This window comes from uncultured Methanospirillum sp., assembly GCF_963668415.2.
Taxonomy (GTDB): Archaea; Halobacteriota; Methanomicrobia; order Methanomicrobiales; family Methanospirillaceae; genus Methanospirillum.
On record NZ_CAXXDL010000001.1, the window covers coordinates 3113854 to 3127881 of the forward strand.

The following is a 14028-nucleotide window of genomic DNA, read 5'->3' on the forward strand; positions in this document are numbered from 1 at the left end:
CATCGACATTACTAATTATATTCAATATTGCTATTGAAAAAATTATGCAACCAGGACCTAAGGGCTGTGAAACAATAATCTGATCTATTATAAACCAATCATCCGTAGATGTTCAGAAAAAAATTAAGAAAAGCTTAACTATAGACTTTATAATGTTGTTCTCTATTTATTGTCCCCGGATTTCGATGTTCTCTTTATTCAGAACTCCGATAAGACAATGGGCAACTTGGTTTAGTAGCCGGGAGTTACGATGAGTTACAAATCGGTACCATTATCGATCGCTTGATCCCCTAAAATGGTCCATACACTCTTCCACATGGTGATATTGTCAAAGCTATGACTATCAACGGGCTTGGTTATATTGAACATCGCCTGGATCTCTTCCTGCATTTTTCGCTGATATTTCACTCAAACGTCTCTTCATTAAGATATCACATCAGAGCAGTTGAATGATGAAGTCCTGGGCCGGACTCTTGATGCTATTGCCGTCTTTGAGCCTACCGAATTGTTCAATCATATGGTATCCGACTGTATGAAAAGAGGTAACTATTCAGGCATGCTGAGAACAGGTTGACACTACCATACTCTCTTGTGCATATGTTCTCATTTTATCCTGCCCTGGAATCCATGGATTGTTCTTAAAAGCGGAGTAAATAGCCTCAATAACTCTGATTCCATTTTTTCTTATTGTTGAGATATAACTTCTGATCAGAGTGACGGCTTCCGCAGTAGATTTGTCCCTGAATCCTCCAGAAATTTTCATCTTAACCTTCATCATGCGGATATCCCTTTCTGCCAGATTGTTGTCGAATGGAACAATCAGATTTTGAATAAACAGTAAAACTCCGTCTTTATACAACTCCAACCTTTCCAGTAAGTTACGAGTAAAAGTCTTTTTCGTCCTTCCCTTTTTTCCTAGAATTTGTATCGGCGGTGGATTCTCATCTAATCCTATTTGAATCAGTTCATCATATGAAGTATTGAGACTGTTCATCATGACTGGAGGTATAGGAACCCCATTCGAATGATATTCCTCCTTGATTTCCTTTGCCTGTATCAGTAATTCAATCAGGTTTCCTGGCCACTGTTGCTTCGTTTCTTCTTCTACTCGTTTGAGTTCCCGAAGAATATGGGCACCACAGAAACTATGTGTACAGGGATAGGAGAGATAGGGTTTCCAAAAATCATGAACGCTAATACCCTTGAAATCCGGAAGAATTCCTATTTCGTTTATTCCTTCCATCCCCCTCTTATTCTGGATTGAGTAATGGGTCCACTGTGATGTGCAGGTTACATGAAGCCAATGTAGTTTTCCTTCAACTCTGACTCCGGTTTCATCATTATGAATAATCGGTTCGAATTTTAGAGCATTCGTGACAGTATCCTCAAATGGGGTAAGTTTTTCTGAAAGGTTATGAGTCAGGTTTACAATCGTTCCAGGACTGATGGAAACGCCAAATAGGCCATAACATGCTTCAACTGCCCGTTCATACGGAATGAATTGATAATGAACAAGATAACTCATATACGCCTTGATTCTTGATCCATATTGAACCGGTTGAGTTACATTCGGAGGGAAAATTCCAGATGTTTTGCATCCACAATGGTTACAAACCAAGGTTTGAGATCGATGTTCTGTAATTTCAATTGCCGGAGGAGGAGGAAGGTCAAATACCTGGCGTTTTTCAAGGGAAATTATTGTCCCACCCTGAAGACTCCTTCCACAACAAGAACAGATGTCCGGAGAATGAGTTTCAATATGATCCGGATTAGGACTCTGCTCCAGAGTTTTTCCTTTGTGACCAGGCTGACCGCCAGGTTGCTTTTGGGTTTTCTTACGAAGGGAGGTTGCACGGTTTTTTCGGGTGTAACCATCCGACGAAGGAGGTTTGCCGCTATTGGTACTGTTGAGATTTAGCCGTGATTCGAGTTCTGTCACTCTGGTTTCTAACTTATCGATTTTTTCATGCAAATAGTAAATATATGCAACGATTTCAGGAGGGCATTCTGGAAATTTTGATTTTATCTCTTCAGGTATTTCCATTGCGGTAAAAGAACATTTACCCTCATTATACTAAGATCTTTCGGTAATTCTTTAATTGTTCAGAAAAATAAGCGATATTTGAGGAAAATATTGGGTACGTGAGTTGGGGGCGCTCAGGATGGCTGAATAGTTACGAAAAGAGATCAATTTGCTATCAATCATGTAAATAATGATACAACTAATTTCAGTGTCTACAGCGATTATGATTCTGAAAACAATACTGAAAAACCGGTGAACCTGATTGCTTTCACTACTCGTCAATGAATGCCCCCAAAAGGGAAGACCTAAACCCATGTTGAATCGATCCAGGATTGTTCATGCAAAAAGGAGGTTAGGTCTGCTACAGTCGGAAATGAGGGAGAACCATAAGTGATTATGAACTCCCGTGGGGAACCTGAGTGGGTCCATTAGAGCAATAAGACGCTTCAGTTGGTCCCGTATCACAAAAGGAATAGGAACCGGAAGCTCCATGGGAAAAACACATCCCAGTAGCAGCATTTCCAAAATAACACTTTCCATATGCCCCACTGGCAGATCCCCCTTGCGGATCACATATTGTTCCAGCTGCACTCCCACCACCACAATATCCTCCCGATTGATGGGGGATGTCTCCCCCTGTACAGCCTGCTGAAACAAAAGCCCCATCAGTGCATCCGCTGGTTGCACCTAGGCCATCAGTACAAGAAGAGTAACCTACATTATCCCCAGCCTGACAACTTCTCGCCCCGACCCCGGTAATTGCCTCCAGAGAGAGATCGATAATTTTTGGTGTAATATACTGTTTCTTTCCCATCTGTTACTCATCTCAATTATTTTTCATTGCTTTAAGGAGTCGTCTCTCCTCTCTTCGTGACTGTACCAATACCTCCCCACTCGTTTTTCCGAAGGAGAATCCGACCAGGATAGAGACGGTTCCATTCCTGACCCGATAAGGTAGAAAAGGCTGCTCCCAGCGAGAAGGATGATCGGGAGGGCGAACAGCCCCCGTGTGTCGGTTTTCCATCTCGATGAGAATCTTTTCCGTTCAGGTTTTGAGAGTAGCGGAACTGCTCTCTCAAGGATCATGGTGAGATACCGGGTACCAGTGAGGTGGTTATCTGGTGTGGGTAATATGCAGGAATGCGACGACCAGGAGAAACATAACTGTGATATGCACCGATTCACTTTGAGTTCACGCTCTTGATGCTATCAGCAGTCATGTTCAAATCCTTTCAAAGTATATGGAGGGGTGGATTTTAACATTACCGGTTAGATACGGGGATTGTTGAAGTTAAGAAAGGGGATTGTTGTTGTTTTGATTTTTCAGGCAGATAGTGTAAGAAAAGTGTTGGTGCACCAAGAAATGGTAATTTGGATTGCCTGACGCGATTTCATCGTTCGAAATATTCCTCTTATAGCATGCAATTCTGGTAATGGAATAGTGTGAATCCTATGGGAGAATGTGGTACATGCAAGTAACCAGAATCTGTTGTATTTGCTGCTTCGAAATTGACCCGGACTGCTACTTCAATTCTGACCAGCCATAAGGCATAGGATATCATCCACGTATATACTCGAATCCTAAACAGAGAAGCTTTGATCACTCGTTTGCGATTCGAATATCTTCTATCCTTTACCTCACTTATTTTTTGACAAATTAACTCTGGAAATGAGCCATTACAGTAATTACGATTGGTGATCCATTAGACGCTGTTTATGTCTAATTCTCGTCCGAAAAACTACATAGAAGGAAAGTCGGGGCACAAAGTCCCTCCCCTTCACTCCATTATCTGTAGCGATAGCGAGATACTTATTCATATGCCATCGGTTAAGGTACGGTGTTACACGAATTTAACACTCAAAAAATGTTCTATACTCACATTAGGTGGACTGAACCTGGGGGGGTTGTATTTATACCAGACGAATTTATACATGGAATTTTTTGAAACTGCTTGAGATTAATAGACGAATGAGGTGTAATCTTCATTATTCCTTAACCGATGACATATGGATCTGGATCTTGAATCTGCTTTGTCATACGATAAGGGTCAGTACCAGGTCGAAAAGGATTCAGATTCCTAAAAGATTAAACATTCCGAGTATCTGAAGTCTTCTTAAAAAATTTTTCCCGCATCCAGGCCTTAGCGATGATCATGGTTATCTACCCGTATATATACACAGTGACCGAGTACAAGTTCCGAAAAAACCTGGAAGAGTCTAATGAAACTGTACCAAGTCAGACCGGTAAACCGACTCAAAAACAGATGATGGATTGGGTATTCTTTCTGTCCGAAGAGTACGGGAGTGGTCGTTGAGGATTGAAGGAAAAGTAGTAAATAATATTTCTTTAATTTAGAGGAAATGTTTCAGAAAATGGTTGGATTTCCTCGGCAAGAGTATGAAAAATTTATTTTTTCTTAAAGGATCATGGAATCTGGGTTGATGCTTGAAAATGTAAAAAAATAGTGAACCGGAATGCTTTTACTACTCGTCAATGAATGCCCCCAAGTGGGGATCCTAAACAAATGTTGAATCGATCCAGGATTGTTCATGCAAAAAGGAGGGTGGTATACTACAGTCGGAAATAGGGGGAACTATGAGAGATTATGAACTCCCGTGGGGAACCTGATAGCCTCCTGAGTAGCAATTCGCATGATCTGGTCCACTTAGACAAAAATTCGACGGGTTCGGGGAACCTCCATTGTTCGTACACACCCCAGTAGCAGTACTTCCACTCCTACACTCTCCATCTGCACGACTGGCAGAATCCCCATTCCAACATTGTCTCGCTGTACCCCCTTGATTACAATATACTCCCGTTTGACGGGGTAACACTCCACCTGCACAACTTGCTGAAGCACCATACCCTTGATTGCATCCACTGGATGCACCAGCCCCTTGAGGATGACAATAAGAGGTATAAAAATCTGTCCCATCCAGACAATTTCCCGCCCCGACCCCAGTTATTGTCTCTAGAGAGAGATCGATAATTTTTGGTGCAATGTATTGTTTTTTTCCCATCTGTCAGTCATCTCAATTATTTATCATTGCTTTAAGGAGTCGTCTCTCCTGTCTTCGTGCCTGTACCACTACCTTCCTCACTCGTTTTCCCGGAAGGAAAATCCGACCAGGACAGAGAAAGTTCTGTTCATAATGATAAAAATTTCTTTTATCAGGGAGGGTTCCATTCTAGATCCGATACGATAGAAAGGCTGCTCCCAGCGAGAAGGATGATCGAGAGGGTGAACAGCCCCCGGGTGTTGGTTTTCCATCTCAAATGAGATTCTTTCCCGTACAGATTTTGAGAGTTGCGGAACTGCTCTCTCAAGGATCACGGTGAGATACCGGGTACCGGTGGGGAGGTTATCTACTGTCGCTAATATGCAGGAATGCGACGACTAGGAGAAACATAACTGCGATATGCACCGATTCAATTTGTGTTCACGCTCTTGATGCTATCAGCAGTCATGTTGATTCTTTCAAAATATATGGTGGAACGGATTTTAAAATTACCGGTTAGATACGGGGATTGAAGAGAGGTTGTCCAATGAAGGATTTCTCTTATAGATCTTTCTTGAAATTAGCCAAAACGGAAGATGATTCGGCCTTCGATTCTCTACACTGGACAACCTCTATGAAATATCAGGATAAAAAAGAAAGAAATTTACCCATCTATGAAAAAAGTATATCTATAATAATTTTCTCACAAGTAAAGCAGTTTGTTCGGTGCAATTTCCAAGCGAATGGAAGAAAATCATGGTTAAAAAAAAGGTGTATGTCCTCCCAACAGTGATCGATTTAAGTATAGAGGGTGTGACTGGAATTGGTGGTTCTTTATGCGATACTGGACCCAGTTTTAGCGATTCAGACTGCGGTCCTGGGAGTGGGTATGTGAATACATGCCACGTCGGAGGATGGGCATCATCATCATGTAATGATGGAACGAGTCCTAATTACAATGCAGTAGTGTGTAATGCTACTGGATCAGATGCAGCAGGAGCATGTTGGGTTAATGGTGCTAATGCATCTGGGGCTTTTAGTGAATGTTTTTCAGGAAATTCTCCATCCCTCTACTGTGGATCAGGTTCCTCTGCAAAATATTCTCAAACTAATGGCACATGTATTGATGGTTCTGGTGCCGGGTTCTGTAACAATAATGGTAGCACTCAGCAGCCCTTCATATCATCAAGCTGACAAAGGCATTGTGAATCAGATTAATACGATTGATTCAATGAGGGTCCAAGCGGTACCTTTTTTTCTATCCGCTTTTCTATTACTCCCTTTCCTGTCCAGCGAGAATGAAATCGATTTCTGTCACATTTCCTTTCCTTGGTACGTACATTGTTATTGTACCTCTTCAGGCGGTCAATACAGCTAAATGTGTTATTTCAGGTGGCAATAGAGATATGAGTTCTGCAGTTACCTTTCAGAATCAAAAGATCCATATCTGGTAATAACACGAATAATATCCGTGCCCACAGTTCCGCTGGCATCAGATCGTCAAATAACAAGGAGAGATTATTCCTTCCCCATCTTCCAGGGACGGAACATGCAATTTTCACCGCTTTTGCGATTCGTGTAAGAAGGGAACACTACAAATTTAGATCCGATACTTTTCCAATCGGAATCCATTCGTAATCATACCCGATTATCATAACTACTATATCGAAAATCAAATAGATATCATTATTTCTACGTGCCTAAATAATTATAACTTAGAATAAATCCGTTTAGATTGATTTTGAAACCGGTCCCTTCATTATATGTTTATTTAGAGTTTATTATGGTAAAGAAAACGTATGGAAAGCCACTTGTGATCGATCTGAGTATAGAAGGCGCTACCGGGATCGGGGCGACAAATTGCGATGATGGAGGAACTGTTAAATATTCTGCGTGTAATGCGGGGATTGGAGCACAAACCAGTTGTAATCCTACTGGATATGGTGCAACAGGTGCATGTTCTGTTGGTAATTTTCCCAACAATAACAGCGGCTTGTGTTGGCATGGGGAATCAAATCTACAGGGAACTTGTACAGATGGGGGCTCTGCGATCCATAGTATCTGCCATAATAATGGGGGTTCACCCTCAGTATGTTATACTAACGGAGTAGGGCGAACCACCAGTTCGTGTACTACTGGTGATACAGATTCTCATTTTTGCACTTCTGGCAATGTACAACTCGGAAGTTTTTCTTGATGACTAACCAGATTTCAATCCCAACACCAGGATCTCAGATCTCACTCCGCGAAGAGTTTGATGACTGGGCACTCCTGTTCAACCCTGATACCGGAAAGGCCGTCGGCCTGACCCCGACCGGGGTTACCATTTGGAAATCTCTGAATGAAGGCAAAGATCTGAATGGAATCATTGCAACGATTCAGGATGAATACGAGAACCTCCCTGAAGATCTGACTGAAGATGTCAAAAATTTCTGTGATCAGATTGTACGGCTCGGATACGCCCAGGCTGGATAATCCAAGATCATGACCTAAAACCGCAGGGTCATGAAACCCCCAAAGTCCATTGATTTCGATATCACCTTCCGGTGCAACCTGAAATGCAATTACTGCTTTCACCTGACAAATCGGGCATGATTTTTGGAACCTGGAGGTCGAATCAGATAATGCATAATCTATTTCCGAGGATGGGAGATCTGCAAATCGGAACCCCATGAGTAATCATACCCGATTATCAAACTATGGTATCGAAAATCAAATCGATATCGTTATTCCTACGTGCCTAAATAACTATAACTTGAGTATATCAGTTCTGACTGATCTTGAAAAAGGTCCTTAATATAAGTTTATAATCAGGGTTAACATGGCAAAAAAATCATATGGAAAGCCCATTGTGATCGATCTGAGTATAGAAGGCGCTACCGGGATCGGGGCGAAAGAATGCAATCATGGATTACATGTTAGTAGTTCCGGGTGTAATGCCGGATTAGGAGCACAAACCAGTTGTAATATTGGTGATACTGTAACGAGTGCATGCGATGAAGGTTGGACGCCCAACTATACCGGCACCATGTGTACTCCTGGGCTTTCAAATAAACAGGGAGTTTGTAATATGATTGGGAACTCTGCGAACCGGAATTTCTGTGGTGATGGGGGTACACCCTCAATATGTTACGCCGGATTTGACCAACAAAAACCTATGTGTGAACCTTATGGTAATACAAATTCTCTTTTATGCCGTAGTGGCTATGGACAACTCCAACATTTTTCATGATGACTAACCAGATTTCAATCCCAACACCAGAATCTCAGATCTCACTCCGCGAAGAGTTTGATGACTGGGCACTCCTCTTTAACCCTGATACCGGAAAGGCCGTTGGCCTGACCCCGACCGGGGTTACCATCTGGAAATCCCTGAGCGAAGGCAAAGATCTGAATGGAATCATTGCAGCGATTCAGGATGAATACGAGAACCTCCCTGATGATCTGACTGAAGATATCAAAAATTTCTGTGATCAGATTGTACGGCTCGGATACGCCCAGGCCGGATAATACAAGATCATGACCGAGAACCGCAGGGTCATGAAGACCCCAAAGTCCATTGATATCGATATCACCTCCCGGTGCAACCTGAAATTCAAGTACTGCTTTCACCAGACAATTCGGGCATGATTTTTGGTACATGGAGGTCGAATCAGATAATGCATAATGTATTTACGAAGATGGGAGATCTGTAAATAGAAACCCCATAAGTAATCATACGCGATTATCATATCTACTATATCGAAAATCAAATCGATATTATTATTCCTCCTTATTCGGATAATTATTACTTAGAGTATATCAGTTCTGACTGATTTTGAAAGCGGTCCTAAATATAGGTTTATAATCAGGGTTTAACATGGTAAAGAAATCATATGAAAAGCCACTGGTAATCGATCTGAGTATAGAAGGTGTTACCGGGATCGGGGCGAAAGAATGCAATGATGGAGTATATGTTTAGGAGTTCCTGGTGTAGTACCGGAAGTGGAGCACATACCGGTTGTACTAGTTTTGGTGGTGCTGTAACTGATGCATGCAATCCTGCTGGTAATATGCCCAACCATACCGCCACCATGTGTGCTCGTGAGGGAACTACGAACCGGAGTGTGTGCAGTACTGGGGTTTCACCTTCAGTATGTTACTCCGGAGGAGGGCGAACCACCAGTTATTGTCGTAATGGTAATGAAAATTCTAATGTATGCAGTTCTGGCAATGGACAACCCGGACTTTTTTCATCATGACTAACCAGATTTCAATCCCAACACCAGGATCTCAGATCTCACTCCGCGAAGAGTTTGATGACTGGGCACTCCTGTTCAACCCTGATACCGGAAAGGCCGTCGGCCTGACACCTACCGGGGTTACCATTTGGAAATCCCTGAGCGAAGGCAAAGATCTGAATGGAATCATTGCAGCGATTCAGGATGAATACGAGAACCTCCCTGACGATCTGACTGAAGATATTAAAAACTTCTGTGATCAGATTGTACGGCTCGGATACGCTCAGGCCGGATGACGGAGGATTATGACCGAAAACCGCAGGGTCATGAAAACTCCCAAGTCCATTGACATCGATATCACCTCCCGTTGCAACCTGAAATGCAAGTACTGCTTTCACCGGACCAGTCCTGCAGATACCGGGGGAGAAATTCCTGCATCCGGATGGAGAATTTTCTTTGAAGAATGCGGGAATGTGGGGATCATGGAGATCACCATCGGCGGAGGAGAACCGTTTATCAAGGAAGATCTGAGGGAGATGATTGAGGGGATTGTTGCAAACAAGATGCGGTTTGCTGTCCTCTCCAATGGTGGTCTGATCACCCCTGATATTGCAACGTTCATCGCATCGACCGGACGATGTAACTATGTCCAGGTATCGGTTGATGGATCCTGTGCAGCCGTGCATGATCGTCTTCGGGGTACCGGGGCATTTGATGGGGCAATCCAGGGAATTAAAACCCTGCAGGATGCCGGAGTGCAGGTAACCTCACGGGTTACTATTCACCGGTACAACCTGGATGATCTCGAAAACATTGCTCATCTGCTCCTGGATGAGATCGGAATGGGATCCATTTCAACCAATAGTGCCAGTTATCAGGGACTTGCCCGGGAAAACGAGGAAGAAGTGAGCCTTACTCCGGCAGAGACCTGTATTGCAATGGAGAAGATCCTCCAGCTTGCGAAACGGTACAACAACCGGATTACCGCAGCTGCCGGACCACTTGCACAAGGAAGAAACTACCAGGAGATGGAGCAGGCACGGATTGAGGACCGACCCATCCCTGGCCGGGGGTACCTTACTGGTTGCGGATGCATGTGGAGTAAGATGGCAGTCAGACCGGACGGGACCTATGTTCCCTGCGGGATGCTTTCCCAGATTGAACTTGGGAAGATCAATCAGCATAAACTCCTCGATGTCTGGCAGAACCATCCAGAATTCAACCGTCTCCGGCAACGGTATACCATCCCTCTTTCGACATTTCCGGATTGTGCAGATTGCGGGTACCGGATGGCCTGCACCGGAAACTGTCCTGCAGACGGGTATTCACGAACCGGTGATGTCTATGTCCCCAGTCCGGGCGGATGTCTAAAGAAGTTCCTTGCAGAGGGAGGACGAATCGTCAGTATTCCGTGATCTCTCTTCAAAATCCCCCCATCATATAAAAAATTGCAAAATTATTACATAAAATAATAATTTTCATCGTTATGAGTTATTTCGACCTTTGAATGCCGATGATACCCGATTCCTATGACTGAAGAGACAATAACAAAAACCGTCCCTCCTCTTGGGATGTTGTACTTTTATCTCACCGGTGACTGCAACATGGCCTGCCGTCACTGCTGGATCGCACCGACCTTTGAACACTCTGACCGGTCTCAGAAAGCTCTCCCGTTCGATCTCTTCAAAAAGATCGTAACTGAAGCAAAAGAAATCGGCCTCTCGGGAGTGAAACTCACCGGAGGAGAACCCCTCATTCACCCTGACATCATCCCGATGCTCCGGTTCATCAGGGATCAGCATCTCCATCTGACCATCGAGTCAAACGGAGTAGCAGTTACTCCACATATCGCAGACCTGATAAAATCCTGTCCTGGTTCGTTTATTTCCATTAGTATCGACGGGAACCGTGAATCTCATGAGTGGATGCGGGGAGTGAAGGGATCCTTTGATCGGGTAAGCCAGGGAGTGAAAACCCTCGTAGAGACCGGAATCCATCCTCAGGTGATCATGGCTGTTGCCGGCAGAAACAAAGGTGAAATGGCAGATTTGGCAAAATATGCACAGGAGATGGGAGCCGGCTCTGTTAAATACAATTTTGTCACCCCGACTGCACGAGGCGAAGCGATGGAAGCTGAAGGAGCGACGGTCACGGTGCAGGAACAGATTGAACTCTCCCGGTGGGTGCAGAACGAGCTCCAAAAGGAACTGAAGATTCAGTTGATGACGAATCTGCCATTCGCATTCAGATCGCTCTCATCGCTCTATGGTCCACAGGGGAACTGCGGACGATGTGGTATCTTCTCCATACTCGGAGTCCTTTCAGACGGAACCTATGCCCTCTGTGGTATCGGAACCAGTGTGCCTGAACTCTGTTTCGGTCATGCATCCAGGGATCAGATCAAAGATATCTGGGAGAAAGCAGACGCATTAAACGAGATCCGTGAGCATCTTCCAAAGGATCTGAAAGGGATCTGTTCCCGGTGCCTTGTGAAGAATGTCTGTATCGGCCAGTGTGTTGCTAATAATTACTATGTAGAGAAGGATCTTCTGGCCGGCCATAAATTCTGTGAAGATGCACTGAAAGCCGGAGTATTCCCGATGACCAGGCTGGCTGAAGGACAAGTACACTGATCGTTTGGAAAAAAGACCATCTTTCATGTATACCCTTTCATTGCCACGGGAACATCACTGGACGATCACTGCTGATCCTGACCGGTTCTGGTGGCTGGAAGCCATTGCTCCTCTCCTCACCCTCTCCCCGGGAGAGATTCTCAACTCCGGACTGATATCGGTTGCTCCGCTCTTACCTGAAGATCCCATCCGTTCTGAAGACTGGCAGGTATTTGGCAGTGTGTATGGGAAGATCGCTCTCAATCAGAAACAAAAACTGATTGAGATTGGAATCCCGAATTCTGCCGCAGATTACCCCGAACATCTTTCATCTGGGATAAAATTACTGATGGTTGGTATTAGTGCCATTCTTCTTTCTGAGCATTGCCTTCTTCTTCATGCTGCAACCCTTGTCCACGATGGGCAGGCAGTTCTGTTAGCTGCTTCAAGCGGAGGAGGAAAATCAACATCAGCCCGACGGGTTCCTCCACCCTGGTCAGCCCCCGGCGATGAGAATTGTCTTGTCATTCCTGATGGCTTCGGAGGATATCTCGTCTCGGTGCTGCCAACCGCAAGTAAAATTGCAGCCGGAGAAGAGGGACTTTTTTGGAATCCGACCCTCGCATATCCACTGAAAGCGATCTGCATTCTCAAACAGGCTGATGAGGATACCATAGAATCATTTCCTCAATCGCAGGCAGCAGTCTGTATGACCAATTCGTTCAGTCAGGCGACCTGGAACCAGTTTTGCTTCATGGATAAGGAACTTCAGAACGAGATGAGAACCCTCAGTTTTGGGAATGCATGCTCTCTGGTCAAGGAGATCCCGGTCTATCTCCTCAGTGCTACGCTGACAGGCAGGTTCTGGGAAGTGATTGAACAGAAGCTATTCAGATAAAAGGGATACCTGTATCTTAATTGTAATACGAATCTCTGAAATGATGGTCTCCAGACTGGTTTTCTCGCTTTGAGTCTGCATCAATTTTGCACATATTTTTCGCTAAAATCTTTGGAAACGATTCAGAATGAGTTGATGAATATGCCTGTGCATATTGTAAAATGAAAATGTTTGATAAAAGCGATTACTCATGTGTCATTGACAAAAAAGTAGTAAAAATGGGTCGGTAGTAGTGTACCCTCTCTCCGTAATTCAGGGACAATATCTGTCATACTCTGGTCCTGTGTCATCCGGTAGGAGAGAGTTCCCGCATCAAGTAAAAAAGGTATCGGAGGAATCGGGAGAGGAGGAAAACCTGTGACCTCCATAACCTTTGGAAACTGACTCATCAGGATCCTTCTCTGTTATGTTTCCGGAAGCACATACACCTCGGGGGGCAGGAACAGAAGAAATGGACGATTTAACATACAATCACCAGTAACGTGTTCCTTCACTTCACTGAATGCCTACTTATTTTTCTTAAAGAACCGCGTAATGTTAATTGATGTATGAAAAAAAGAAAAATCGGTGAACTGGGTTACTTTCTCGGCTTGTCAATGAATGTCACAAAAAGGGGGGTGAACCATGAGTGATTATGAACTCCCGTGGGGAGCCTGATCATTTCCAGAAGAGCAAATAAGAGCGGTAGATCCTGGAGCACAAATGTTGCTTGGTGTTGGTGAAAGAGGAGCAGACCCGACAAAGAGACAGTACCCAGTAACAGAACTTCCATTGGAACACTTTCCAAATGCCCCACTGGCAGATCCCCCATCATCACAGATTGTTCCCGCTCCTCCCCCAACCTTACATAATACTACCGACTGATAGGGGAGGTCTCCAGAGGTACAGCCTGCTGAAGCACCATTTCCATACTCACATTTGCCGGTTGTACCATGACCATGATGACAATAAGAGGTAGTATATTGTCCCCCTGTAAGGCAATTTCCCGCCCCGACCCCGGTTATTGTCTCAATCGAGAGATCGATAATTTTTGGTGCAATGTACTGTTTCTTTCCCATCTGTAACTCATCTCAATTATTTTTCATTAGGTAAGGGGTCGTCTCTCCCGTCTTCATGCCTGTACCAATACCTTCCCCGCTTGTTTTCCCTGAAGGATAATCCGACCAGGACAGAGACGGTGAAGCTCATAATGATAAAATTCTTTTATCAGGGAAGATTCCATTCCAGACCCGTTTCGATAGAAAAAGGCCCCAAGCGAGAAGGATGATCGAGAGG

General features: G+C 44.2%; 13 protein-coding genes. 9 read left to right on the forward strand and 4 right to left on the reverse strand.

Annotated features, from left to right (window positions below):
* Positions 1 to 430: 430 nt before the first annotated feature.
* Positions 431 to 574, forward strand: coding sequence for a DUF4277 domain-containing protein (locus ACHZA2_RS14720; RefSeq protein ID WP_394698644.1), 144 nt, complete (start codon positions 431 to 433; stop codon positions 572 to 574).
* Here the strand turns inward: ACHZA2_RS14720 and tnpC are convergent.
* A complete protein-coding gene (gene tnpC, locus ACHZA2_RS14725; protein ID WP_319578112.1) occupies positions 551 to 2044 on the reverse strand; it encodes an IS66 family transposase in 1494 nt (497 codons plus the stop codon). The two genes, ACHZA2_RS14720 and tnpC, sit on opposite strands and share 24 nt — an antisense overlap.
* Positions 2045 to 2417: 373 nt before the next feature.
* Positions 2418 to 2837 carry a hypothetical protein gene (locus ACHZA2_RS14730; RefSeq protein WP_319538092.1) on the reverse strand — a complete coding sequence of 140 codons (420 nt, stop codon included), beginning with the start codon at positions 2835 to 2837 and terminating at the stop codon, positions 2418 to 2420.
* 2942 nt (positions 2838 to 5779) lie between these two features.
* Between ACHZA2_RS14730 and ACHZA2_RS14735 the strand changes: the two genes are divergently transcribed.
* From ACHZA2_RS14735 to scmC, 8 genes are all read left to right on the forward strand, one after another.
* Complete coding sequence (locus ACHZA2_RS14735; protein ID WP_319538091.1) at positions 5780 to 6217, forward strand: hypothetical protein; 438 nt, start codon at positions 5780 to 5782, stop codon at positions 6215 to 6217.
* A 1002-nt stretch (positions 6218 to 7219) separates the two neighbouring features.
* Entirely contained in the window at positions 7220 to 7498 is a 279-nt protein-coding gene (locus ACHZA2_RS14740; RefSeq protein ID WP_319538090.1) for a PqqD family peptide modification chaperone, read from the forward strand.
* 753 nt (positions 7499 to 8251) lie between these two features.
* A complete protein-coding gene (locus ACHZA2_RS14745) occupies positions 8252 to 8533 on the forward strand; it encodes a PqqD family peptide modification chaperone (protein WP_319538089.1) in 282 nt (93 codons plus the stop codon).
* 519 nt (positions 8534 to 9052) lie between these two features.
* Positions 9053 to 9268, forward strand: coding sequence for a hypothetical protein (locus ACHZA2_RS14750; RefSeq protein WP_319580335.1), 216 nt, complete (start codon positions 9053 to 9055; stop codon positions 9266 to 9268).
* On the forward strand, positions 9261 to 9539 hold the full coding sequence (locus tag ACHZA2_RS14755) for a PqqD family peptide modification chaperone (protein ID WP_319538087.1): 279 nt from the start codon (positions 9261 to 9263) through the stop codon (positions 9537 to 9539). Before ACHZA2_RS14750 ends, ACHZA2_RS14755 begins: the two co-directional genes overlap by 8 nt.
* Positions 9540 to 9548: 9 nt before the next feature.
* Complete coding sequence (gene scmE / locus ACHZA2_RS14760) at positions 9549 to 10658, forward strand: SynChlorMet cassette radical SAM/SPASM protein ScmE (protein WP_319580336.1); 1110 nt, start codon at positions 9549 to 9551, stop codon at positions 10656 to 10658.
* A gap of 114 nt (positions 10659 to 10772) precedes the next feature.
* Positions 10773 to 11876: a SynChlorMet cassette radical SAM/SPASM protein ScmF gene (gene scmF, locus ACHZA2_RS14765; protein ID WP_319538084.1), complete on the forward strand. Its 1104-nt coding sequence runs from the start codon at positions 10773 to 10775 to the stop codon at positions 11874 to 11876.
* Positions 11877 to 11901: 25 nt separating this feature from the next.
* A complete protein-coding gene (gene scmC / locus ACHZA2_RS14770; protein ID WP_319580337.1) occupies positions 11902 to 12753 on the forward strand; it encodes a SynChlorMet cassette protein ScmC in 852 nt (283 codons plus the stop codon).
* A gap of 188 nt (positions 12754 to 12941) precedes the next feature.
* Here scmC and ACHZA2_RS14775 read toward each other — a convergent pair whose 3' ends face one another.
* Positions 12942 to 13142 carry a hypothetical protein gene (locus ACHZA2_RS14775; RefSeq protein WP_319580338.1) on the reverse strand — a complete coding sequence of 67 codons (201 nt, stop codon included), beginning with the start codon at positions 13140 to 13142 and terminating at the stop codon, positions 12942 to 12944.
* Between the two features lie 243 nt (positions 13143 to 13385).
* Positions 13386 to 13811, reverse strand: a complete 426-nt coding sequence (locus tag ACHZA2_RS14780) for a hypothetical protein (RefSeq protein WP_319580339.1) — start codon at positions 13809 to 13811, stop codon at positions 13386 to 13388.
* Between the last annotated feature and the right edge of the window lie 217 nt (positions 13812 to 14028).

Excerpts from the sequence above, each read along its gene's own strand:
- ACHZA2_RS14780 (WP_319580339.1), bottom strand. The coding sequence starts at position 13,811 with ATGGGAAAGAAACAGTACATTGCACCAAAAATTATCGATCTCTCGATT.
- tnpC (WP_319578112.1), bottom strand. The coding sequence starts at position 2,044 with ATGGAAATACCTGAAGAGATAAAATCAAAATTTCCAGAATGCCCTCCT.
- scmF (WP_319538084.1), top strand. The coding sequence starts at position 10,773 with ATGACTGAAGAGACAATAACAAAAACCGTCCCTCCTCTTGGGATGTTG.
- ACHZA2_RS14755 (WP_319538087.1), top strand. The coding sequence starts at position 9,261 with ATGACTAACCAGATTTCAATCCCAACACCAGGATCTCAGATCTCACTC.
- scmC (WP_319580337.1), top strand. The coding sequence starts at position 11,902 with ATGTATACCCTTTCATTGCCACGGGAACATCACTGGACGATCACTGCT.
- ACHZA2_RS14735 (WP_319538091.1), top strand. The coding sequence starts at position 5,780 with ATGGTTAAAAAAAAGGTGTATGTCCTCCCAACAGTGATCGATTTAAGT.
- ACHZA2_RS14775 (WP_319580338.1), bottom strand. The coding sequence starts at position 13,142 with ATGAGTCAGTTTCCAAAGGTTATGGAGGTCACAGGTTTTCCTCCTCTC.
- ACHZA2_RS14750 (WP_319580335.1), top strand. The coding sequence starts at position 9,053 with ATGCATGCAATCCTGCTGGTAATATGCCCAACCATACCGCCACCATGT.
- ACHZA2_RS14745 (WP_319538089.1), top strand. The coding sequence starts at position 8,252 with ATGATGACTAACCAGATTTCAATCCCAACACCAGAATCTCAGATCTCA.
- ACHZA2_RS14740 (WP_319538090.1), top strand. The coding sequence starts at position 7,220 with ATGACTAACCAGATTTCAATCCCAACACCAGGATCTCAGATCTCACTC.
- ACHZA2_RS14730 (WP_319538092.1), bottom strand. The coding sequence starts at position 2,837 with ATGGGAAAGAAACAGTATATTACACCAAAAATTATCGATCTCTCTCTG.
- scmE (WP_319580336.1), top strand. The coding sequence starts at position 9,549 with ATGACCGAAAACCGCAGGGTCATGAAAACTCCCAAGTCCATTGACATC.